The sequence below is a fragment of the Actinomadura rubrisoli genome (assembly GCF_004349215.1).
GTDB lineage: Bacteria > Actinomycetota > Actinomycetes > Streptosporangiales > Streptosporangiaceae > Spirillospora > Spirillospora rubrisoli.
In genome coordinates this window covers 1-21,369 of the sequence record NZ_SMKU01000162.1, presented here as the reverse complement: position 1 = coordinate 21,369, position 21,369 = coordinate 1, and the positions used below count along the sequence as shown (strand labels likewise).

The 21,369-nt window shown below is 71.2% G+C and carries 19 protein-coding genes, 1 other RNA gene and 1 pseudogene; 10 read left to right on the top strand and 11 right to left on the bottom strand.

Features of this window, described 5'->3' with window-relative positions; genetic code table 11:
* From E1298_RS48400 to E1298_RS26745, 3 genes and pseudogenes are all read left to right on the top strand, one after another.
* A pseudogene (locus E1298_RS48400) lies at positions 1 to 737 on the top strand (hypothetical protein); the annotation flags it as partial.
* Between the two features lie 608 nt (positions 738 to 1,345).
* On the top strand, positions 1,346 to 3,802 hold the full coding sequence (locus E1298_RS26750) for a terpene synthase family protein (RefSeq protein WP_165975673.1): 2,457 nt from the start codon (positions 1,346 to 1,348) through the stop codon (positions 3,800 to 3,802).
* A gap of 120 nt (positions 3,803 to 3,922) precedes the next feature.
* Positions 3,923 to 6,196 (top strand): SulP family inorganic anion transporter, encoded by a 2,274-nt coding sequence (locus tag E1298_RS26745; RefSeq protein ID WP_131897970.1) that lies wholly within the window; start codon positions 3,923 to 3,925, stop codon positions 6,194 to 6,196.
* 63 nt (positions 6,197 to 6,259) lie between these two features.
* Here the strand turns inward: E1298_RS26745 and E1298_RS26740 are convergent, their stop codons facing one another.
* Complete coding sequence (locus E1298_RS26740) at positions 6,260 to 6,472, bottom strand: hypothetical protein (protein ID WP_131897968.1); 213 nt, start codon at positions 6,470 to 6,472, stop codon at positions 6,260 to 6,262.
* Positions 6,473 to 6,661: 189 nt separating this feature from the next.
* Complete coding sequence (locus tag E1298_RS26735; protein WP_131897966.1) at positions 6,662 to 8,053, bottom strand: MFS transporter; 1,392 nt, start codon at positions 8,051 to 8,053, stop codon at positions 6,662 to 6,664.
* Positions 8,054 to 8,142: 89 nt separating this feature from the next.
* On the opposite strand from E1298_RS26735, the gene E1298_RS26730 reads away from it, so the two are divergent.
* Both E1298_RS26730 and E1298_RS26725 read left to right on the top strand, forming a co-directional pair.
* Entirely contained in the window at positions 8,143 to 8,634 is a 492-nt protein-coding gene (locus E1298_RS26730) for a winged helix-turn-helix transcriptional regulator (protein WP_131897964.1), read from the top strand.
* Between the two features lie 295 nt (positions 8,635 to 8,929).
* Positions 8,930 to 9,994, top strand: a complete 1,065-nt coding sequence (locus tag E1298_RS26725) for a serine hydrolase domain-containing protein (RefSeq protein WP_207944857.1) — start codon at positions 8,930 to 8,932, stop codon at positions 9,992 to 9,994.
* A 7-nt stretch (positions 9,995 to 10,001) separates the two neighbouring features.
* Here E1298_RS26725 and E1298_RS26720 read toward each other — a convergent pair whose 3' ends face one another.
* Positions 10,002 to 10,784: a DUF4097 family beta strand repeat-containing protein gene (locus E1298_RS26720; RefSeq protein WP_131897960.1), complete on the bottom strand. Its 783-nt coding sequence runs from the start codon at positions 10,782 to 10,784 to the stop codon at positions 10,002 to 10,004.
* 237 nt (positions 10,785 to 11,021) lie between these two features.
* Here E1298_RS26720 and E1298_RS26715 point away from each other — a divergent pair, with 237 nt between their 5' ends.
* Positions 11,022 to 12,329 (top strand): aspartyl protease family protein, encoded by a 1,308-nt coding sequence (locus E1298_RS26715; RefSeq protein ID WP_131897976.1) that lies wholly within the window; start codon positions 11,022 to 11,024, stop codon positions 12,327 to 12,329.
* Between the two features lie 33 nt (positions 12,330 to 12,362).
* Here E1298_RS26715 and E1298_RS26710 read toward each other — a convergent pair whose 3' ends face one another.
* Together E1298_RS26710 and E1298_RS26705 are read right to left on the bottom strand one after the other, a co-directional pair.
* Positions 12,363 to 12,719, bottom strand: a complete 357-nt coding sequence (locus E1298_RS26710; protein ID WP_131897958.1) for a hypothetical protein — start codon at positions 12,717 to 12,719, stop codon at positions 12,363 to 12,365.
* On the bottom strand, positions 12,716 to 13,147 hold the full coding sequence (locus tag E1298_RS26705; protein WP_131897956.1) for a hypothetical protein: 432 nt from the start codon (positions 13,145 to 13,147) through the stop codon (positions 12,716 to 12,718). The genes E1298_RS26710 and E1298_RS26705 overlap by 4 nt, the downstream gene beginning before the upstream one ends.
* Positions 13,148 to 13,290: 143 nt before the next feature.
* Here E1298_RS26705 and E1298_RS26700 point away from each other — a divergent pair, with 143 nt between their 5' ends.
* Positions 13,291 to 14,784, top strand: coding sequence for a hypothetical protein (locus tag E1298_RS26700; RefSeq protein WP_131897954.1), 1,494 nt, complete (start codon positions 13,291 to 13,293; stop codon positions 14,782 to 14,784).
* Positions 14,785 to 14,813: 29 nt separating this feature from the next.
* Here the strand turns inward: E1298_RS26700 and rnpB are convergent.
* The 4 genes from rnpB to E1298_RS26685 all read right to left on the bottom strand — a co-directional run bounded on the left by rnpB (position 14,814) and on the right by E1298_RS26685 (position 17,908).
* Positions 14,814 to 15,201, bottom strand: an RNA gene (rnpB, locus tag E1298_RS26695) — RNase P RNA component class A.
* A gap of 57 nt (positions 15,202 to 15,258) precedes the next feature.
* Complete coding sequence (locus E1298_RS50555) at positions 15,259 to 16,353, bottom strand: bifunctional RNase H/acid phosphatase (RefSeq protein ID WP_243725834.1); 1,095 nt, start codon at positions 16,351 to 16,353, stop codon at positions 15,259 to 15,261.
* Positions 16,350 to 17,090: a zinc ribbon domain-containing protein gene (locus E1298_RS50550; RefSeq protein ID WP_243725833.1), complete on the bottom strand. Its 741-nt coding sequence runs from the start codon at positions 17,088 to 17,090 to the stop codon at positions 16,350 to 16,352. The genes E1298_RS50555 and E1298_RS50550 overlap by 4 nt, the downstream gene beginning before the upstream one ends.
* Positions 17,087 to 17,908 (bottom strand): Nif3-like dinuclear metal center hexameric protein, encoded by an 822-nt coding sequence (locus tag E1298_RS26685; RefSeq protein ID WP_131897950.1) that lies wholly within the window; start codon positions 17,906 to 17,908, stop codon positions 17,087 to 17,089. The genes E1298_RS50550 and E1298_RS26685 overlap by 4 nt, the downstream gene beginning before the upstream one ends.
* 112 nt (positions 17,909 to 18,020) lie before the next feature.
* On the opposite strand from E1298_RS26685, the gene E1298_RS26680 reads away from it, so the two are divergent.
* The 3 genes from E1298_RS26680 to E1298_RS26670 are packed head-to-tail and all read left to right on the top strand — an operon-like array spanning position 18,021 to position 19,445.
* Complete coding sequence (locus tag E1298_RS26680) at positions 18,021 to 18,587, top strand: pyridoxamine 5'-phosphate oxidase family protein (RefSeq protein ID WP_131897948.1); 567 nt, start codon at positions 18,021 to 18,023, stop codon at positions 18,585 to 18,587.
* 45 nt (positions 18,588 to 18,632) lie between these two features.
* Positions 18,633 to 18,989: a DUF6191 domain-containing protein gene (locus tag E1298_RS26675; protein WP_131897946.1), complete on the top strand. Its 357-nt coding sequence runs from the start codon at positions 18,633 to 18,635 to the stop codon at positions 18,987 to 18,989.
* Positions 18,990 to 19,046: 57 nt separating this feature from the next.
* Complete coding sequence (locus E1298_RS26670; RefSeq protein ID WP_131897944.1) at positions 19,047 to 19,445, top strand: hypothetical protein; 399 nt, start codon at positions 19,047 to 19,049, stop codon at positions 19,443 to 19,445.
* 4 nt (positions 19,446 to 19,449) lie between these two features.
* On the opposite strand, the gene E1298_RS26665 is transcribed toward E1298_RS26670, so the two are convergent.
* Both E1298_RS26665 and E1298_RS26660 read right to left on the bottom strand, forming a co-directional pair.
* A complete protein-coding gene (locus E1298_RS26665) occupies positions 19,450 to 20,118 on the bottom strand; it encodes a response regulator (RefSeq protein WP_279499202.1) in 669 nt (222 codons plus the stop codon).
* A complete protein-coding gene (locus E1298_RS26660) occupies positions 20,115 to 21,305 on the bottom strand; it encodes a sensor histidine kinase (RefSeq protein ID WP_131897942.1) in 1,191 nt (396 codons plus the stop codon). The genes E1298_RS26665 and E1298_RS26660 overlap by 4 nt, the downstream gene beginning before the upstream one ends.
* Between the last annotated feature and the right edge of the window lie 64 nt (positions 21,306 to 21,369).

Below are 21,369 nucleotides of genomic sequence, written 5' to 3'. Positions count from 1 at the left end.
CGCCGGCCCCGGCCGTGGCGGCGCACGGCGGCCTCGGCGGCGGCTCGGGCTCCGACACCGACAACCACAAGCTCCCGACCGTGGACGAGCTGCTCCAGCGCATCCAGACCGACCGGCAGCGGTCGGCGGGCGGCACGTCCCAGCCCGACTCCGGCAGCTCCTACGGCTCGCTGAACGACCCGCTGAGCGACCCGCTCGGCAGCACCACCAGCACGGGCCCATGGTCGTCCGGCGCCTCTTCCGGCGCGGCCCCGAGCGGACCGTCCGGCTACGACAGCGGGACCGGCGGCTACGACAGCGGCCTCGGCTCCACCCCCGGATACGGCCAGGGCTCGCAGACCGACGGCTACCCGACGTCCCCCGCCTACGGCGAGTCGCCGCGCTACGAGGACCCGCTCAACAGCGGCAGCCGCGACTCCTACGGCTCGTTCGGCGGAACCGACCCCGCCAGCGGGACGGGCAACACCGGCAACACCGGCGGCTACGGCGACTTCTCCGGAAGCAGCTACAACGGCGGCTCCGATCCCCTGGCCGCCCCCCACGACCCGAACGCGGGCACGGGCGGCTACAGCGACCCCAACGCCACCCAGGCTTACAACCCGGGCTACTTCGGCTCCCAGCAGCAGGATGGCTTTCCCCAGACCGGCAACCAGCCCACCGGCGAAACGGGCCCCTACGGCTCCCGCCAGCAGCAGCAGCCCGACGACTGGCAAAGCCACCGCGACTACCGCCGCTAGCAACCGCCCGAAGCAGACCGCGCACCGCTGAAGGCGGCGGGAATACCCGGGCAGATGAGACAGTCGCCCGCCGCAAAGCTCACGCCCGCCCGCCTGTGGCGCCCCAGGCATCCCCTGGAGGCGGGCAGATCATTGGCCGAGCGGGCTTGTCGCGGCGGGTCCGGCAAGCGCGACAAAGCGCGACAGACACCGTTGGCGCCCCAGGCATCCCCGGAAGCGGGCAGATCACTGACCGAGCGGGCTGCCGCGACGGGGTCCGATAAGCGCGACAAAACGCGACAGACACCGTTGGCGCCTCAAGCATCCCCTGGGGGCGGGCAGATCATTGACCGGGCGGGCTGTCGCGACGTGTCCGGTCAGCGCGGTTAAGCGCGACAGGCTCCGTAAGCGCGACACATTCGGGGGGTCGGCCGGGTGTCAGCGCTGGGCGGTGGGTTACCGGGGATGTGAGCTTCCGGTTCAGATGGCCCGGCCTCTGCCGGTCCTACGGGCTGACCTGCGAGGTCGCGATGACTCTGATCAACTCTCGGCCGCCCGGCCACGACGGTGATGCGGAGCATCCCGATGGGCCCTTGCACCTTGAGACCGGCCGGCGAGTCACTGCCCTCTTGGACAGCCTGGGGCAGAGCCCGGTCGCCTCGAACGCGTACACGACCGCCCACGTGGTCCGCCTGCTGCCCGACGGGCCTGACCACCGCTCCGCCCTTGACTGGCTGCGCCGCCACCAGCACGCCGACGGATCCTGGGGCGGGACGGTCCCTGTCGTCCAAGACCGACTGGTCTCCACCCTGGCCGCCGTCATCGCCTTGCACGACACAACGGAGGAATGGGCTCCGGCCGTGTCGGCCGCCGGCCTCACCTGGCTACGCCGCCACGGCACGGAAGGGCGCGACGCCCGAGACGATCTGATCGCCTTCGAGGTGACCGTTCCGTTCCTGCTCGACCAGGCGCGACAGCGCGGCCTGCCCCTGCCCTACGAGGCGTTCGCGGAGCTGCCGCGCTTGCGTGAGGCCAAGTTCGGCCTGATTCCTCCCGAGCTGTTCGCCGCGCGGCCGACCACCCTGATGTATTGCGTGGAAGCCCTCCCCACCCCCTACTCCGCCCACGTCAGCGGGCTGGCGAAGTTCGCCGCCGCGAACGGCTCCCTGTCCAACAACCCGGCGGCCACCGCGGCCTTGCAGCGGCACACCGGCCACCGGGCCGCGCTGGATTATCTCGCGGCGGCTTCCCGCTCTACCGGTGACGGCGGATTACCTGAGGTCTTCCCGATCAGCGTCTTCGAGGACGCCTGGGTTCTGTACCTGCTCCAGCGCGCCGGCATCCTCCCGCCGGGCACCGTCACAGCAGCCGCCGCCAACCGTCTGCGGGCCGCCGCTCTTGCCGCCGGGCAGAGCGGCGTGGGGGTCGACGCGGATTTCCCGGTGCCCGACGCCGACGACACCGCCATGGCCGGCATCGTGCTCCAGAACCTGGACGCCGGTGGCGCCACGCTGTTGCCAACGTTGCTCACCTTCGAGGGACCTGACTACTTCCACTGTTTCGCCCACGAACGTGGTCCGGCCGTCAGCGCTAATGCCCGGGTCCTCGAAGCCCTGGCCCGGAGTCCCGAGCAGTTCGGCCCGCAGTTGCGCAAAGCGACCGACTTCCTCCTCGCGGCCCGTTCCGACACGGCATGGTGGCATGACAAGTGGCATCTCTCCCCGTATTACGCCACGGCTCAGGCCGTCTTCGCCCTCGCCGACAGGGTGGCGGCCGAACTGCGAGGCACTTTCGACTGGTTGCTGGACACCCAGCACCCGGACGGCTCTTGGGGTGTCAACGGCGGCACACCGGAAGAGACCGCCTACGCCGTTCTCGCGCTGGCCACTCTCGACGCGCACCACGGCCCGGCACCGCGCTCGGCCTACGACCGCGCGCGCGACCGGCTGCGGGAGCACCTCGACGCCACCCGCCATCCCGAACTCTGGATCGGCAAAAGCCTTTACACGCCCACCACCGTCGTCCGGGCCGCCGTCCTCGCCGGTTTCGCGATGGCGTCCGAGGCAGCCGACCGGTCGGTCCGGCCGGATTTCTGGAAGCGCTTCCCCAGCGCCGTCAACGTCCATGCCAGATCCGCCGAAGCGCATACCCGGGCCTGGCGCGACAATCACGGCCTTGCCCAGGACGCGGCCGAGCGAGACCGCCTGAACCGCTCATGGATCGGACGCAGCGTCGCGAAATGCTATCCCCACGCTCCCCGCGAGCTGCTCTACCTGGCCGGCGACACCTTCATGTGGCTGACCGCGTTCGACGATGTCCACGCGGAAGCCACCGCCCACGCGGATCCCGCACGTCTGGCCCGGATCCTCGCACAGTTGACGGACGTCCTCGACAAAGCCGGATACGGCCAGAAAGACGGAGAGGGAAACCCGGCACACGGTTTTCCCGACGCCCTCGCCGACCTCACCATCCGCGCTCGGAGCCTGCTCCCGCGCGACTCCTTCACCCGTCTGCTCTCCGCCCTGCGCGGGTGCGGCCTCGCGCTGCTCTGGGAAGCCCACGTCCCTTGGGGCGAGAATGACGTCCCCCTGAACGAATATCTGGCCATGCGTCGACACACGGTCTTCGCCACCGTGATGACCGCCTTCATCCCGAGGCCGGATGCCATGCATCCGATCCCGGACGCACACCGCCTGGAGACCTCTGTCCACAACCTCGTGGGCATGGTCAACGACTTCTGCTCGTTCCGTTATGAACAGGGAACGAGCACCTCGGCACCGACGGCGACGAACCCGCTCTCTCTTCCGCACCTGTTGATGCGAGAGAAGAACTGCACGCCGGGCGAAGCCCTCGCGTCCCTCGTACAGATGTGCAACGAGGAAGCCGACATCGCCCACCGCCTCATCGCCAGGCTCACCCGCCAGGACAACGAGGAACTGCGCGATTGGGCCGACGCGATGGCCCAACTTGTGGCCGCCACCGACTGGCACGTCTCGGTGACTCGCTGGTCTGCCGAGCCTCCGGCAGCGCCCGGCCCGCGGTCGGCGGCAGGTTCTCCTCAGGTCGGCGTGAGGCTGCCCGGGTAGGGGTCCCGAGTAGGGACGAGTGAGTGATGGCGCGTATGGACGAGGGCGGCCGGAGGGGATCTGGTGGGCCTTGTCGTGTCCGCGCCGACAGGGGACCGGAAGGATGGTTATATACGTTAGGTGACTCTCCAGCCACTCAACGTGTCCGATTTGCGGCGAGATCTGCTCGCCTCGTTCGTCGTGTTCCTGGTCGCGATCCCCCTGTCGCTGGGGATCGCGGTCGCCTCCGGGGCGCCGGTCGCCGCGGGGTTGATCGCCGCCATTGTCGGCGGGCTGGTCGCCGGTCTGATCGGCGGAGCGCCCTTGCAGGTGAGCGGGCCCGCCGCCGGGCTGACCGTGATCGTGGCCCAGCTGATCCAGACCTACGGGTGGCGCGCGACCTGCACGATCACCCTGCTCGGCGGGCTGCTGCAGCTCGCGCTCGGTGCCAGCAGGGTGGCGCGCACCGCGCTCGCGGTGTCCCCCGCCGTCGTGCACGGCATGCTGGCCGGGGTCGGCGTCGTGCTCGTCCTCGCGCAGGTGCACGTGGTGCTCGGGGGCAGCCCGCAGCAGTCCGCGCTCGCGAACCTGCGGGAGCTGCCCGGCCAGGTCCTGCGTCCGCACACCCATCCGGCGCTGCTCGGCGCGCTGACCGTGCTCGTGCTGGTCGGCTGGTCGCGGCTGCCTCGGCGGGGACGGCTCGGCGCGGCGCTGCGGCTCGTTCCCGGGCCGCTGCCCGCCATCGCCGTCGCCACCCTGACCGCCTGGTCGCTCGGCTGGCAGGCGCGCCGCGTCGATCTGCCGGACACGCTCCTGGACGGGTGGGGGCCGCCCGTCCTGCCGCACGGCTCACTGCACGGGATCGTCGGCGCCGTCGTCTCCGTGGGGCTGGTGGCGGCCGTCGAGTCGCTGCTGTGCAGTGTGGCCGTCGACCGTCGGCGCCCGCCCGGCGTCCCGCGCGCCGACCTCGACCGGGAGCTGCTCGGCCAGGGCGCGGGGAACGCGGTGTCCGGTTTCCTCGGCGGGCTGCCGATCGCGGGCGTGATCGTCCGCAGCACGGCCAACCTGGAGGCCGGAGCCCGCACGCGCGCGTCGACCGTCCTGCACGGTGTGTGGGTCCTGGTCCTCGCGCTGTCGTGCGGGCCGGTGATCGAGCAGGTCCCGCTGGCCGCGCTCGCCGCGCTGCTGGTGGTGCTCGGCGTGCGGCTGATGGACACCGCGCGCGTCCGGGACCTCCGGCACCACCGCGAGGCGCCCGCCTACTTCGCCACGCTGGCAGGGGTGGTCGTCCTCGGGCTGGGCGAGGGCGTCCTGCTCGGCATCGGGATCATGGCGGTGCTGGCGCTGCGGCGGCTGACGCGGCTGTCGGTGCGGGCCGAGCGGCTCGTCCCGGCGCCGGACGACCCGCCCGCGCCGCCCCGCTGGCATGTGGTCGTGGAGGGGACATTCACCTTCCTCGGCGTCCCCAAGGTGTCGCGGCTTCTCCAGGACGTTCCGGCCGGCGCGGCGGTCGACCTGGACCTGAACGTCGACTTCATGGACCATGCGGCGTTCGACGCCATCCACGAGTGGCGGCTGGCCCACGAACGCCAGGGAGGCAGGGTCGATATCGATGAGGTTCACGAGACTTGGTATGAAAGAGCTGTGACAGGCGAAATGTCTCAGCCGCGCAAGCCGCCCCCGCCGTCCCGGTGGTGGGCGCCGTGGGCCAACCGGCGACGACGGCACGAAGTCGAACTGGACGCCCCCGAAGTGTCCCCGAGCGCCCTGCTGCTGGCTGGCGTCCGCGAGTACCACGGCCGCACCGCCCGGCTCGTCCGGCCGATCATGGCCGAGCTGGCGATGGAGCAGAAGCCCGAGCATCTGTTCATCACCTGCGTCGACTCGCGCGTGGTGCCCAACATCATCACCGCGAGCGGCCCCGGCGACCTGTTCATCAACCGGAACGTGGGCAACCTCGTCCCGCGCCACGGGTCCCGCACCCACGACGACTCCGTCGCCGCCACCGTCGAGTACGCCACCAACGTCCTCGACATCCGGACGATCACCGTCTGCGGCCACTCCAACTGCGGGGCCATGGCCGCCCTCCTCGCGGGCGGAACCGAGGTCGAGCACCTGCACGGGCTGACGCGCTGGCTCAAGCACGGCAACCACAGCCTCGCCCGCTTCCTGGCGGCCGAGCCCACGGGCGAGCCGCCGCTGACGCGGCTCTGCAAGATCAACGTGATGCAGCAGCTCGACAACCTGCTCACCTACCCCTGGCTCCGGGAGCGGGTCGAGGGCGGCGAGATCGAACTCGTCGGCCTCTACCTGGACCTGAAGTCCGCCGAGGTCCAGATCCTCGATCGGCCCGCCGGGACCTTCGTTCCCGTGCCCGCGGGCGACGGTCACAAGGACGCGGGAAGTCTTGCCTGAGACGCGGGCCATCCCCCGCGGGGCCGCCCCCGCCGGAGCGGTCCCGTAGGGACGGCCCGCGCCTCAGCGTCCGACGAGCTCGTCGTCCCCCCGCACGAAGTCGCTGCCGCGGGTGTACATGCCCGTCACCCGGCGCGCCCTCCGCGCGCGCCGGTCGGACGCCGGGAGGAACAGCGCGTCGCGCCGGCTGGCGCGGGCGAAGTCCCACAGGTAGATCGTTGACGCCAGCAATCCGACGAGCGCGAACACCACGACCGAGGTGATGATGATGAACATTTGGCGCTCCTCTCCGCGAGGCCCCACCAAGCCCCGCTGCCACCGCCGACCGAATCGATCAGCATCTACTCTGGACGGTAGGCGCGCCGTTTCAGATCGTTTGTGTCGTGTGACCCGAACCCACCGAGATCCACACCACTCCGCCCGTCTGCGAGGTTCGGTGCACGTCGCAGGTGGTCCGGCCGCGGCTCAGCCCACGGTCTCGGCCGCCTCCGGGACGTCCCGCGGCGCCGTGGCCCGGCGGCCGCGCAGGCCGGACGCGACGACCACCACGGCGGCCACCGCGGTCCCGACGGGGATCACGAGGGCCGTCCGGATCCCGTCCAGCCCGATGTCCGGCCCCAGCGTCGCGGTCACCGACGCCAGGCCGAGCGCCATTCCGAACTGGATCGCGGTGTAGAGCAGGCCGCCGGCCAGGCCGTGCTCGTCCTCCTGGACGCCCTCGGTCGCGGCCATGGTCAGCGGGCCGTACGTCAGCGAGAACGCCAGGCCGAGCAGGAGCATCGTCGGCAGCATCGCGGCGTAGGTCCAGTCCGGACCGACCGGCAGGAACAGGACGTAGGCCAGGGCGCCCAGCACCAGCCCGCCGAACAGCACGCGGACGTTGCCGAACCTGTGCACGAGCCGCGGCGTCACCGTGGGGGCCAGGACCGTGTCGATCCCCGTCACCAGCATGGCCAGTCCGGTCTCCAGGGTGCTCCAGCCCCGCAGTTCCTGGAGGTAGAGGGTCACCAGGAACTGGAATCCCGCGAAGGACGCGAGGAACAGCAGCGCCGCCAGGTTCGCCCGCACGAGCGGCGCCGAACGCAGGATGCCCAGCCGCACCAGCGGATCGGACGTCCGCCGCTCGATCACGACGAACACCCCCAGCAGGACGAGCCCGGCGGCGAGGGCCCCGGCCGTCCCGGCGCCGGGCTCCTCCAGTCCTGTCACCCCGCGTACCAGCAGCAGCATCGCCGCCGTGACGCTGAGCGCGCCCGCGAGGTCGAAGCCGCCCCTCGCCCGCGCCGGCACGTCCTTCACGAGCGGGACCGCCGCCGCCAGGATCACCGCCGACAGCACCACGGGCGCGAAGAACACCCACCGCCAGCCCAGCGAGGTCAGCAGGCCGCCGGCGACCAGCCCGAGCGAGAACCCGCCCGCGGCGATCCCCGCGTACACGCCGAGCGCCTTCGTCCGCAGCGGCCCGTCCGGGAAGTTCCCGGTGACCAGCGCCAGCCCGGCGGGCGCCATGAACGCCGCCGCCACCCCCGTGACGAACCGGGCGGCCAGCAGCATCCACCCTTCGGTGGCCAGCCCGCCCAGCCCGGAGAACACCAGGAAGACCACCAGCCAGGTCAGGAACATGCGGCGCCGTCCCAGCAGGTCGGCCGCCCGCCCGCCCAGCAGCATGAACCCGCCGTACCCCAGGACGTACGCGCTGACCACGCCGCTGAGCGTCCCCGTGGACAGGTCCAGATCGTCCCGGATCGACGGCAGCGCCACGTTCAGCATCGCCACGTCGATCCCCTCAAGGAAGATCGCGCCCGCCAGGACGAGCAGCACGCCCCAGTCACGCGCGTGCAGCCGATCGTTCGACATGAGCCCGTTTCCTCTCGACGCGACGGTCACCGAGGCGACCGTCGGTTCCCTCTTGTAACCGGCTACATCGTTGGACACCATTGATGACCATGGAAGAAGGAACTTCTGAGTCCCCCGGTCACTGCGGTGATACCTGCGGCGACTACGACGCCCTGCAATGGGACACCCGGGAGGACTGCGAGGTCCGCCAGATCCTCGACCGCATCGCCGACAAGTGGTCGCTCCTGATCATCGCCCTCCTGGACCGGCGCCGCCTCCGCTTCACCGAGCTGCGCCGCGAGATCGACGGGATCAGCCAGCGGATGCTGTCCCGCACGCTGCGCCACCTGGAGCGCGACGGCCTGGTGTCGCGGACCGTCCACCCGGCCGTCCCGCCCCGCGTGGACTACGAGCTGACCTCCATGGGCGCGACACTCCACGAGACGATCCGCGCCCTCGTCACCTGGACGGAGGAGCACCAGTCCCAGATAGCCGCCGCCCGGACCGCCTACGACATCCGTCTGGCGGCCGAGAGGCAGGCGGCGGAAAAGGAGGCGGCCGAACGCGACGCCTTGGCCCGGACGGTCCTCCCAAGGCGCTGACCCGTCCATGGTCAGCGTGCCAGCCGCCGGTGAAGACCGCTGAAAGCCTGCGGCCCGTCCTGCTGAGACGGGCGGCCCGTCCACGCCCGCGGGAAACGCTGAGGAAACCTCGGGAAGAGTTAGGTGCTCCTGTCGCCCGTCGTCCGCAGGTGAGGGAACGCACATGACCAGATTTCGGCCGCCGCCGACCTCCCGGCGCGCGGTTTTCGGGTTGCTGGGAGCCGCGTCGTTCGCGGCCGGTTCGGGGTTCGCGTTCGCCGAAGCGGCGGGCCCCAGGACATCGACCGGCGGGAGGGTGCCCGGCGACCTGCTGCCCGGCGGAAAGTTCGACCGCTACCTGGCCGACCAGGCCGCGCACGGGAAGTTCTCAGGGACGGTATTGCTGGCGCACCGCGGGCGGACCGTCCTGGCGCGCGCCCATGGAATGGCCGATGAGAAGCGGGCCATTCCCAACCGCCGGGACACCCTGTTCAATCTCGCTTCGGTGACCAAGACCTTCACGGCCGTGGCGGTGGCCCAGCTCGTCCAGCAGGAGAAGGTGGCACTCCACGAGACCCTGGGAACCTACCTCGAAGGCTTCCCGGACGAGATCGCGAAGACCGTCACCGTCCACCAGGTATTGACCCACACCTCCGGCCTGGGCGACTACAGCCAGGCCCCGGAGTTCCTGGACGGCCTGAAAAAGTGGAAGAGCGCCGCCGAGGTCATGAACGGCGTGATGGACATCATTCGTCACGCAAAGCTCAATTTCACGCCGGGCACCAAGTTCGTCTACGGCAATTCGAATTACCATGTCCTTGGCGCGCTCGTGGAACGGGTGTCCGGCCTGTCTTACTACGACTACGTCCGCCGGCACGTGTTCGCCCGGGCCAGGATGGGAAGCTCGGATTTCTACACCGGGCCGCAAGCGCGAACCGACCCCCGCATCGCCCACCCCTACTGGACGACCCCGTCCGGTAAGCGCGAGGACTTCTCGACCAGCGAGTACTTCGGTTTCATCGGCGGCCCGGCCGATGGCGCCTACGCCAACCTCCCGGATTTGCTCCGCTACGCGACGGCGCTGCGGACCGGCGCGCTGATGGCACCCGCGTACTCCGAATTGTTCACCACCGGCAAGGTTCCGCTGTCCCCGACCGATCCGCCGCCGGCGCCCGGCCAGGTCCGCTTCTACGGCTACGGCTTCCGCAACACCATCCTGAACGGCCAGCTCGTCTTCGGCCATTCGGGTGGCAGGACGGGCGGAGCCACCAACCTCGACATCTACCCCGGCCTCGACTGGGTGACGGTGATCCTCGGCAATCAGGACACCTCGATCGACAGCCTCGTCCAGCTCGCACGTCGGCTCATCACCACCGGCTGAGCGGCCGTCAGCGGGCCCTGGAGACGGTGACGGCGCCGCCCGCGGTGCGGGCCCGCACCCGGTGGGCCGAGGACTTGTCCACGGGCACGGTCACCCTGGTGTCGCCCCCGCCGCTGGCGGCGTCGACCGCGTACTTGCCGTCCGGCAGGCCGATCGTGATGTCGCCGCCGTCGCCGGTCACGTCCACCCGGCGGGGCGGGGCCAGGAGGTCGACCACGACCGCGCCGCCGCCCGTGTGCGCGACGACGTCCTGAGCCCGCACACGCCTGACCGCGATGTCGCCGCCGCGGGTCGTGGCCCGGACGGTGCCGGACGTCTCACGGACCGACACGTTGCCGCCGCTGGTCAGGAGGTTGAGGGCCGTCCGGGGAGGCAGCACCACCTGGTAACCGAGGTCGCACGTGGACGACCCGGAACCGCAGTCGTGCGCTTTCAGCGTCAACTGGCCGTCCTTGAGCGAGTGTTCACCCCACGGCTTCTTTTTGGTCCACCTGTAGATCTCGGTCACCTTGACCGCTTTGCTATCGCCGGGTCCCGCGACGACGGAGATGTCGCCGCCGAAGGTGTCCACCGACAGGCTGACCGTGCCGCCGTCCACGGTGTACACGGTCTTGCTGGTTTTGATATCGCCGCGAATCTTCCGCAGGTCAACGCCCTTCTTTCCGTCCTCGGGATTACCGGCGCGCCCGGCGGTACGGTCGCCGCCATCACCGCCTTCCAAGCAGCCCGTCGCGGTGGCGGCGAGTACCGCGCAGGTCAGTACCACCGTGACCGTGCGATACGAGGTCATGTGCGCTCCCTCGGGGGCGAAGAAGATGATTTTCTTGATCACCATGACCGTAGATACAGCCGGCCCGGCGGTCAACTCAACAATGAGACGCGATCTTGGATGCGGCCGTTGTCCGCAACCGCATGTCCGCATTGGCGGAAACGCGAAGGAAACACGGCGGCGGGTTGGGTTTGGTCCGGCTGGAGCGGCGAGAGGCCCGGCCCATCACCAGCGGAAGAGGAGTGTGCGGTGAACGGAATGATCCCCGAAGGCGTGGACCGGCGAACGTTTCTGCAGCGAAGCGGCATGGCCATCGGAGCCGGAGCCGCCCTTCCCCTCCTCACCCCGGGGACGGGGAACGCCGCCCCGGGCCCGTCCTCCGATCCCGACGCGCTCTTCAAGGCCGGCCGGTTCGACGAGGCGGACCGGGGTTACCGTCGGCTGCTGCACAAGGATCCGAACAACGCCCGTGCCGCCGCGCAACGCGGCTACATCGCGCTGCTGTCGAACCGGTTCGGCACGGCGGAGAGGTTTCTGACCAGGGCCGTCCACCTGGATCCCGGCGACTCGTTCACAAAGGAGCAACTGGCCGACTGCCACGTACGCCAGGATCGGCTCGCCCGCGCGGTGCCGCTGTTGAAGGACGCGGGAAAGGACGCCTACGCCAAGATGTACGCGGCGGTGGCGGCGGCCGGGACCCCCTACGAGATTCACGGTGCGCAGGCCACCCGGATCCCCTTCGAGGCCACCGACCCCCTGCCGACCCTCCGGGCATCGGTGAACGGCCTGAAGCCGGGAACGTTCATGCTCGACACGGGCGCGACGATGTCGGTCTCGGCGGAAACGGCGGAACGCGCCGGAATACGCGCGGTGGCCAGCATGCAAGCGGGCATCCCGGGGCACAGGAACACCTTCTATCTCGGCGTCATGGATTCCTTCCGGATCGGCCACATCGAGATCCGCAACATTCCCGTCCTGTGGGCGGAGGCCGGCGCGCCGAAGCCGCCCGGAAAGATCCCGCCGGACGGGGTATTCGGGACCACGGTCTTCTACCACTTCCTGACCACGATGGGCTATGCGAACCAGGCGCTTGTGCTGCGACGGCGGACGAGGGAGCAGCTACGGCGGTTCCAGGCACGGGCGAGGCGCGCCGGGGTCGAGCCTCTTCCGCTATGGCTGGCAGGCGACCATTTCCCCTGCACACTCGGGAGCCTCAACGGATACGGGCCAAGGGTGGTCTCACTCGACACCGGCGGCTCCGGCCTGGGCGTCGTCACGTCCGAGGAGAACGCCAAGCGGGCGGGCGTCGAAATCGACTACGCCCATCCGGAGAAGTTCAACGGGACCATCACCTGCTACCCGATCCACCCGGAGACGAGCAGCCTCGGTGCCGCTGTCGGCCGCCGGATCCGCGGCACCGCGGGCCCGTTGCTGTTCGACGACCGCTTCAAGTTCGACACCCTCGCCAACTTCACCCACGAATTCTTCAAGCCTTACGCGATCACCTTCGACTTCGCCGACATGAACTTCTACGTCGCACCGCGAGACCACGCCCGCGCCGCCTGATCTCAGCGCTCCTCCATCCGCACGATTCGTCCCTCAGGTTCGTCCCAGTGAGGCCCGAATACGGCTGATCAGGCCGCGTGGGGGTGCGTCCTGCTCGGCGGTGGCCGCGCGCCGGACGGCCGCCACGATGGCGTCCGGCGCCAGCCGAGCACCGATCTCCGCGACCGCCCGGGGCAAGTCGTGGCACGGGGCGATCGGATCGTCGGTGGAGTCGATGAACCAGAGCACCCCACCCACGCCCGCCTTGACCCGAATGCTCTCCCCGACCACCGGAAGACTGGGCGACAGCACATGCAACCGCTCAGGCGCCTGGTCATAGCGAGGACGCGCCGTCCACCCCTCGGTGGCCAGGACCCGCGCGAGCAGATCGAGATAGTCCGTGGCGATCACTGCTCGTCCCCCGTGGCCACGTCGCGGGATGCCAGGTCGGCCGCGATGATCACGGCGGCGTCGATGATCTGGTCGGCCTGCGCGATCGGCTCACCGAGCGCGTCAAAGAACCAGAGGCGGTCGCCATCGATCGGCCGTGGCTTGCAGGTGATCGTCTGAGTCCGCAGCGAGGCGTCCCCTGGCCGGGTCACGGTCACAGCCCTGGCCCCCACGGACGTGGTGAAACCGCGCCGGTCCAGAGCGTTCCCCAGTGCGTAAAGCAGCGGATAGGCGTGCAGGTGCTCGGTGCCATCGAAACGTTCGCCCATGTCCACCTCGCCCGCTTCGTTATCCTTACCCATAGCCGGACGTCCTTTCCGTCTGGTCAGGCCCCGGCCGGTGGGTGAGATCACCGCGTCCGGGGCCGCCTTGTCTTTGGACGGGGCCACGCACCGAAGGGTGATCGAACGGACCACACGGGACGGGTGGCCGGTGCGTGGCCCCGCATCACCGAGTGAAGCCAATCCGGTGCATGCGGCCAATAGTCGTGCGAATATGTGCGTGGAATGCCACCTGTTCAAAGGGCTGCGAGATGACCGAATTGCGCGAGTGTTCCGAATGCGGCCATGCCCTGAACCGCTACAGTCCCGGTGAGCGTTGTGGATCATGTGCCTGGGAGGCGCGTGCCCGGATAGGCCAACCACCCACCCTTCCGGAACGCTTCTGGACCGAACCGCCGATGCGCGACGCCCTATCCCGGCGCGATCTTCAGGCGGTGCTGCGGATCTACGTGGACGTCACGCGACTCACCCAAGAGGCCGTGGCGCTCCTGATCAATAGCCACCAGGGCACCATTTCCAAGATCTTGCATGGCCAGCGGAGCCGTTACACGATCCAGGACGTCGAGTCGATTCGCGACGGACTCCGCATCCCCGGCCCGCTACTCGGGCTTCAACCGGGTCCCCACGAACGCGTGACGGGAACCACCGTGAACGCGAAACGCGACGTCAACAAGATCGCCATTGGCGAGGACGCATCCGTCATTCCGCGCGCTAGCGTGGAGATCTCGGCACCTCCCCACGCAAGGGATGACGACATGGAGCGTCGCGCACTGCTGCAACTACTCGCCGTTCTGGCTCCGGGTGCTGCGGTCCCCGCCGCGCACCTGGAGGCGCTACGGTCCGCCCTAGAGCGGGCGCTGGGCATCCGTGACGAGTTCACCGTCGAGGACTGGGAGCAGGCCGTGGCCGATCACGCCTACTCCATCCGCGTCATGCCTCCGGCGGCCCTGGTCGGCGTGCTGTCGTCCGACATCGCCGACGTCGGCCACGCACTAGACCACCGGCCCGACCTGGACCGGCCGACCTTGCAACGGGTGTCCGCCCAACTCGCCGCGCTCATGGCCATGGCCCTTGATGAACTCGACGATCCTCACGAATTCCGCTGGTGGCGGACCGCCCACCGCGCCGCCGCACGCGCCGGAGACCGGCACCTTGAGGTCTACACACGCGGTCGGCAAGCCCTGTGCACCCAACGCCGCCCCGGCGCCCTACAAGGCGCCGACCAGGCGATAGAACTCGCTAAGAACCGTCCGAGCGCCGGACTCGCGGAAGCATACGCGACGCGCGCCTGGATCCTTGCCCGGGCGGGAGACCGCCCCGGCGCTCACCGGGCACTTCGCGATCTCGACGAACTCTACGGCCGGCTTCCGGTCGAGGTGACCGGCGATCAGGCCGCAATCTGGGGATGGCCCCAGCAACGCTATGCAGATGTCCGCACCGGGGTCCGTCTGAACCTTCGGGACCCGAGCCTGTATGACGAGTTGCCGAAGAGGCCCAAGAGCAGAGTCGGCCCCAGGGGGCAGGCGGGCGGTGACCTCAAGACCGCATGGGCCCGCATCAATGCGGGGGACGTCAACGAGGGCTTGAGCGATGCCGCTGAGGCTGTCTCGCTGCTGCCCCCGGAGCACCGCACCGTCGCCATGAGGTACCTCGTTGGCGGGGTGTACAGGGCCTTGCCGGATGAGAAGGCGCGCGCGCTTCCGGCCGCGCGGGAGTTGCGGGCCCTGGCCTCCGGCCGGTCTTGAGCGTCGCGCTGCGTTCAGGCGGAGGGCGGCGGACGAGTCGGCCTGTAAGCCGGGTTCTGTGCCCGCCGCCTGAGCGGTGGGTGACGGCCATCCATCTCGGGCCGTCGTTGCCGACGGCCTCCAGCGGTCTACCCGCAGGCTCGGGCGGGCCGCCCTCGAACGCCTGCGCGGGAAGCGTCGCTTCCCTTCTTGACCTTGCTCCGGGTGGGGTTTACCTAGCCGCCCACGTCACCGTGGGCGCTGGTGAGCTCTTACCTCACCGTTTCACCCTTACCACCGGCGGACCGGTGGCGGTCTGCTTTCTGTGGCACTGTCCCGCGGGTCGCCCCGGGTCGGCGTTACCGACCACCCTGCCCTGTGGAGCCCGGACTTTCCTCGACGGGGATCGCTCCCCGACGCGGCCGTCCGGCCGGCTCGTCCGCCGTCTTCCAAGGGTAGCCGGTCACGCGAGCGGCCCGTGTGGCCGAGGAGACGTCAGTGGGACAGATGGTGCGTCTCGTTGTAGGTGTGGAGGGTGGCCGGGCCGTCGTCGTACCAGGCGATGGACGACAGGGACGACACGTCCAGATGCATGCGGTACAGCGACGACATGGGGGCGCCGAGGGCGTCCTTGACCAGGAGCTTGATGGGCGTGACGTGGGAGACGACCAGGACCCGCTGGTGGCGGTGGCGGACCTTCAGCTTGTCCAGGGCGGTGCGGACGCGGCGGGAGACCTGCTTGAAGCTCTCGCCGCCCGGGGGCGCGACGTCGGGGTCGGCGAGCCAGGACTTGAGCTGAGCGGGCCAGCGGTCGCCCGCCTCGGCGAAGGTGAGGCCCTCCCAGTCGCCGAAGTCGGTCTCGCGGAAGCCGTCCTCGACGCGGACGTCCAGGCCGGTGGCGGCGGCGACCTCGGCGGCGGTGTCGCGGCAGCGGGCGAGGGGGGAGGTGACGATCGCCTCCAGCCCGCGGTCCTTGAGGGCGAGGGCGGCGGCGCGGGCCTGGGCGAGGCCGGCGGGAGTGAGGGGGACGTCGCCCGTCCCGGCGAAGCGGCGCTCGACGGACAGGGGCGTCTCGCCGTGGCGGAGGAGCAGCGTGGTGGTCGGGGACGAGGAGGGCGGCACGGGGACGCGGCCGTCCTCCTCGGGTTCCTCCTTGCGGGTCCAGTCCTCGCCGCGGGCGGCGGCGTCCATGGCCTCGTTGGCGAGGCGGTCGGCGTGGGAGTTGCGGCCCCGGGGGATCCAGCCGTAGGAGACCGAGCCGAGGCCGGAGGCGATCTCGCGCGCCTGGAGGGCCAGCGGGATCATGTCCGGGTGCTTGATCTTCCAGCGGCCCGACATCTGCTCCACGACGAGCTTGGAGTCCATCCGGACCTCGACGCGGGCGGACGGGTCGACCGCGGCGGCGGCCCGCAGTCCGGCGATCAGGCCGCGGTACTCCGCCACGTTGTTGGTCGCGAGCCCGATCGACTCGGCGACCTCGGCCAGCAGCTCACCGGTCAGCGCGTCGCGGACGAGGGCCCCGTACCCGGCCGGGCCGGGGTTGCCGCGGGAGCCGCCGTCCGCCTCGACGATGAGTCTGCGCGCGGTCACAGCCCGGACTCGGGGGTGCGGACGAGGATGCGGCGGCACTCCTCGCAGCGGATGACCTCGTCCGGCGCGGCGGCCCGGATGCGGTTCAGGTCGACGGTGTTGAGCGCGAGGTGGCAGCCCTGGCAGGCGCCCCGGAGCAGCTTGGCCGCGCCGACGCCGAACTGGCCGCGCAGCTTCTCGTAGAGGGCGAGGAGGTCCTCGGGGATCTCCTTGGCGACCGCGGTCCGCGCGGTGCTGGTCGTCCCGGCCTCGTCGTCGATCTCCTGCCGGCCGGCGTCGCGGCGCTGGACGAGCGCGTCGTACTCCTGCTGGGCGGCGGCCCGGTCGGCGGCGAGCGCGGCGACCCTGCCCTCGGCCTCCTCGGTACGCTCCATGATCTCCAGGACGACCTCCTCCAGGTCGGACTGGCGGCGCTGGAGCGACTCGATCTCGGCCTGGAGGCCGCTGAGGTCCTTGGCGGAGCTCACCTGGCCGGAGTCGAGCCGCCCCCGGTCCCGGTCGGCCCGGGATCTGACCTGGTCGACGTCCTGCTCGGCCTTCCTCTGCTCCCGTTCGAGGTCGCCGACCTGCGTCTCGGCCGCCACGATCGCGTCGCGCAGCTCGGTCAGGCGGCCTTCGAGCCGCTCGATCCCGGCCAGCTCGGGCAGCGTCCGGCGGCGGTGGGCCAGCCGGTCCAGCGAGCTGTCGAGGTCCTGAAGGTCGATCAGGCGAAGCTGGGCTTGCGGTGCGGCTTTCACTTTGCTCCTTCGTCATGCAGGCGCCACGCGTCGGTGACGAGCGCGGACACCCGGGTCTCCAACTTGCCCGCTTCCGGCGAGACCCCGGCCAGCCGCCGTTCGGCGTCGGCCAGCCAAGGCCATTCCGTCGCCCAGTGCGCGGCGTCCACCAGTGCGGGGCCGCCGTGCTCGGCGAACTCCGACGCGGGATGGTGCCGCAGGTCGGCGGTGAGGTAGACGTCGGCACCGGCCGCGCGCACGGTGTCGAGCAGGGAGTCGCCGGCGCCGCCGCACACCGCGACGGTGCGGACGGCCCGGCCGGGGTCGCCCGCGGCGCGCACCCCCCAGGCGGTGGACGGGAGCCCGGCGGCCGCGCGGGAGGTGAACTCCCGCAGCGTCACCGGCCCGTCCAGCTCCCCGATCCGGCCGAGCCCGCGGCGCGGGTCGTCGGCGGCGGGGACGAGGGGACGCAGGTCCCCGGTGAGCCCGACCGCCCGTGCCAGCGCGTCCGACACGCCCGGGTCGGCGACGTCGGCGTTGGTGTGCGCGGTGTACAGCGCCACTCCGCCGGCGATCATCCGGTGGACCAGCCTCCCCTTGGGGGTGGTGGCGGCGACGGACGTGACCGGGCGCAGCAGCAGCGGATGGTGCGTCACCACCAGATCGGCGTTCCATTGCAGGGCCTCGTCGATGACGGCGGCCACCGGATCGACGGCGAACAGCACCCGGCCGACCTCCTGTCCGGGGTCGCCGCAGACGAGTCCGACGGCGTCCCAGGACTCCGCCCACGAGGGCGGATAGAGCTCCTCTAAAGCCGAGACGACGTGGGATAGGCGCACGTCCCGCAGGCTACCGCGCTAAGCGGCTCCGGCCGAGCCGCCGAGCGTCACGGGCCGCCGCCGGCGTCTGAAACGATATGTGACGGGAGAGCCTGACTGAGGGGAGAACGCCATGTCGGCTTCCGGCGCCGTATCGGGAGCGGAGACCGCCGTATCCGGACCGAAGCCCGCCGTGCTGGGCCTGGAACCCGCCGCGGACCGTCCGTACATGCCCGGATACGGCATCCAGGACGCGGACGAGGGAAGCGGCCTGCTGCCCTGGTCATGGGCCGTCCAGCGGCTGAGGGCGGCGCGCAACTTCTGGCTCTGCACGGTCCGGCCGGACGGGCGCCCGCACGTCATGCCCGTGTGGGGGGCGTGGTCGGGTGAGGCGCTGCTGTTCAGCAGCAGCGTCCCGTCCCGGAAGATGGTGAACCTGCGGGCCAACCCGCAGGTGGTGGTGGCCACCGAGGAGGCCGAGAACCCCGTGGTCATCGAGGGGGTCGCCGAGGTCGTCACCGAACCGAGGGCTTTGCAGCGGTTCATCGACCTGGTCAACGCCAAGTACGCCACCGGCTATCGTGTGGACTTCCTGGACCCCGTCGTGAACGCGACCGTGGCGGTGCGGCCACAGCGGGCGTTCGGGCTGCGCCAGGGAGACTTCACCGGTTCTCCCACCCGGTGGTCGTTCGCGACCTGAGCGTCCGCTGGGATCAATCTGGAGACTCATCGCGTTGGAGAATGTGTGAAGTCACCCTTTCGCCGCCGCAGGCGCGTCAAGGGCCGCGCCATCGGCCGCCCTCAGCCGTCCGAGCAGGAGATCGTCGAGTGGCCCCGCGAGGGGACGGGCAAGTCGTCCCTGATGGGCGCGATCCGCGGCGACGGCGAGACCGGCGCCGGGTTCGGCGGCGGCATGTTCGAGGACCTCGCCTCCGCGTTCGAGGGCTCCAAGAAGATCAAGCAGGAGGAGCAGCAGCGGGAGAAGATCATGCGCCAGGACGACCACGAGCAGGCGGGTGAGGGCTCCTCCGCCCGGGACGACCTGGAGTCCGGCAAGATCCGGATCCGCCGCTCGGGCTCGGCCGCACCGCCCGCCGAGTAAGGGCGCTGTGTCCGTTTTGTATCGAACATAGGTTCGAGTCGGAGTTATCCTGACCGAGTGAGCACCTACGTCCCGCCCGGCTGGCCCTCGCAGGTGCACCCACCGGGCACCGAGCGCTTCGAGGACACCGCCATGGCCTGGCTGCTGGAGCTCGTCCCGCCCGAGTACCGCCGCTACGGCGTGCTGCGCCGCTACCCGATCGCCCTGGCACGGATGGCGCGCCACCACGTCGACGCCTCCGTCCGGGCGGCCCGCGAAGGCTTCCGCACGGCCCGGGTCGACCTCGGCGAGGACGTCCCGCCCCACGGCGTCGAGGCCGTCCTGGACGCCTATCGCCGCGAGGGCGCCCGCCTCGTCTCCCTCGTACAGGCCATCGAGCTGGTCGAGACGGCCCTGCGCGGCCTGGCCGAACCCGACGACCCCCACCACCGCCGCCCCTTCACCCCCCGGCTCTGACGCGCTACGGGGCCGGGGCGAGGCCCGTCTCGTAGGCGATGATGACCAGGTGGACGCGGTCGCGGGCGTCGAGCTTGGCCAGCAGCCGCGACACGTACGCCTTGACGGTGGCGACGCTGATACCGAGGTCGGCGGCGATCTCGGCGTTGGATCTGCCCCGTCCGACCAGGGTGAGGACCTCGCGCTCGCGGCCGGTGATGCCCGCGATCGGACGCGGGGCCGGGGCGGGCGCCGGGCGGGCGGCGAACTCGGAGATCAGGCGGCGGGTGACGCCGGGCGCGATGAGGGCGTCCCCGGCGGCGACGACGCGGATCGCGGCGAGGATGTCGTCCAGCGCCATGTCCTTGACGAGGAAGCCCGCCGCGCCCGCGCGCAGGGCCGCGTAGACGTGGTCGTCGTCGTCGAACGTCGTCAGGACGATGACGCGGGACGGCGCGGACCCGGCCGCGATCAGCCGGGTGGCCTCGATGCCGTCCATGCCGGGCATGCGGATGTCCATCACCACGACGTCCGGCCGCAGGTCCCCGGCCAGCCGGACGGCCTCGCCCCCGGTCGCGGCCTCCCCCACGACCTCGACGTCCGGCGCGTCGGTGATCACCATCCGCAGCGCGGCGCGGACGAGCGGCTGGTCGTCGACCAGCACCACCCGTGCGGCGGGCCGATCGGCCGTCACCGGACCCCCGCGGGGACGGGCAGGCGCGCCGCCACCCGGAACCCGCCCCCGGGGCGCGGCCCGGCGGAGAACTCGCCGCGCAGCAGCGCGACGCGCTCGCGCATCCCGGCGATGCCGTAGCCGGTGCCGGGGTCGCCGCCGTCCCCGTCGTCGACGATCTCGATGGACAGTTCCCCGTCCCGCTGGTCGATCGTCACCTCGCAGGAGCCGGTGCCCGCGTGGCGGACGACGTTGGTGACCGCCTCCTGCACGATCCGGAACGCCGACAGGTCGATCTCCGGCGGCAGCGGCCGCGCCCCGCCGCGCCGCCGCACCTCGACCCGCACCCCGGCGGCCGTCGTCGCCGCGGCCAGCCGGTCGAGGTCGCCGAGCCCCGGCGCCGGGCCGAGCGGTGCGGCGGCCTCGGCCAGCTCGGCCCGGCGGAGCGCGCCGAGCATGCGGCGAAGGCCCGACAGCGTCTCCCGGCTGGCCATCTCCACCTCGCCCAGCGCGTCGCGCGCCCGCGCGGGCTGGGTGTCGATGACGCGCCGCGCCGCGCCGGCCTGGAGCGCGACGATGCCGATGCTGTGCGCGACCATGTCGTGCAGCTCCCGCGCGATCCGCAGCCGCTCCTCGGTGACCGCCTGCGCGGCGGCCCGCGCCCGCAGGCTCCCGGCGTGCTCGCGGGCCTGATGCGCCGAGTCGCCAATGAGCCAGGCGATGACGGCCGTCATCGCGACGGCCAGCTCCGCCGACGTCCCGGCCACCCACCCGCACAGCGTCCGCACGATCAGATACCCCGCCAGCAGGCCGAGCGCCATGCCGACGGCGGTGGCACCGGTCCGGCGGGGCCGGGAGGCCGCGATGAAGTACAGCGCGACGTCGACCGCCAGGAACTGGGCCAGCGGGATCTCCCGGACGCTCAGGGACGAGGTCGCGACGACGGCGGCGGCGAGTAGCACCCCCAGCCCCCACAGCGGGCGGCGGCCCAGCAGGTCGGCGCCGGCCAGCGCCAGCACGGAGGCCAGGAGCAGCACGCCCAGGCCGTCCCACCGGTAGAACTGGGCCCCGGGCAGGACGGCGGGCCCGCCCTCACCGGGCAGCCCGGCGCGGGTGAGGAACGTGAAGGTCATGCCCGCCCACCACGCCAGTGCCGTCCAGGCACCCGGCGGAACACGTCTGAGCAGGGGCGCCGTCGCAGCCGACATGCCCCGATCGTAACCGCGCCCCCCTCCCCCGCAATCCGCCCACGGTCGTACACCCCCGGGCCAC

Excerpts from the sequence above, each read along its gene's own strand:
- E1298_RS26730 (WP_131897964.1), top strand. The coding sequence starts at position 8,143 with ATGGAAGAAGGAACTTCTGAGTCCCCCGGTCACTGCGGTGATACCTGC.
- E1298_RS26735 (WP_131897966.1), bottom strand. The coding sequence starts at position 8,053 with ATGTCGAACGATCGGCTGCACGCGCGTGACTGGGGCGTGCTGCTCGTC.
- E1298_RS26680 (WP_131897948.1), top strand. The coding sequence starts at position 18,021 with ATGTCGGCTTCCGGCGCCGTATCGGGAGCGGAGACCGCCGTATCCGGA.
- E1298_RS26660 (WP_131897942.1), bottom strand. The coding sequence starts at position 21,305 with ATGTCGGCTGCGACGGCGCCCCTGCTCAGACGTGTTCCGCCGGGTGCC.
- E1298_RS26720 (WP_131897960.1), bottom strand. The coding sequence starts at position 10,784 with ATGACCTCGTATCGCACGGTCACGGTGGTACTGACCTGCGCGGTACTC.
- E1298_RS26700 (WP_131897954.1), top strand. The coding sequence starts at position 13,291 with ATGACCGAATTGCGCGAGTGTTCCGAATGCGGCCATGCCCTGAACCGC.
- E1298_RS26740 (WP_131897968.1), bottom strand. The coding sequence starts at position 6,472 with ATGTTCATCATCATCACCTCGGTCGTGGTGTTCGCGCTCGTCGGATTG.
- E1298_RS26715 (WP_131897976.1), top strand. The coding sequence starts at position 11,022 with ATGATCCCCGAAGGCGTGGACCGGCGAACGTTTCTGCAGCGAAGCGGC.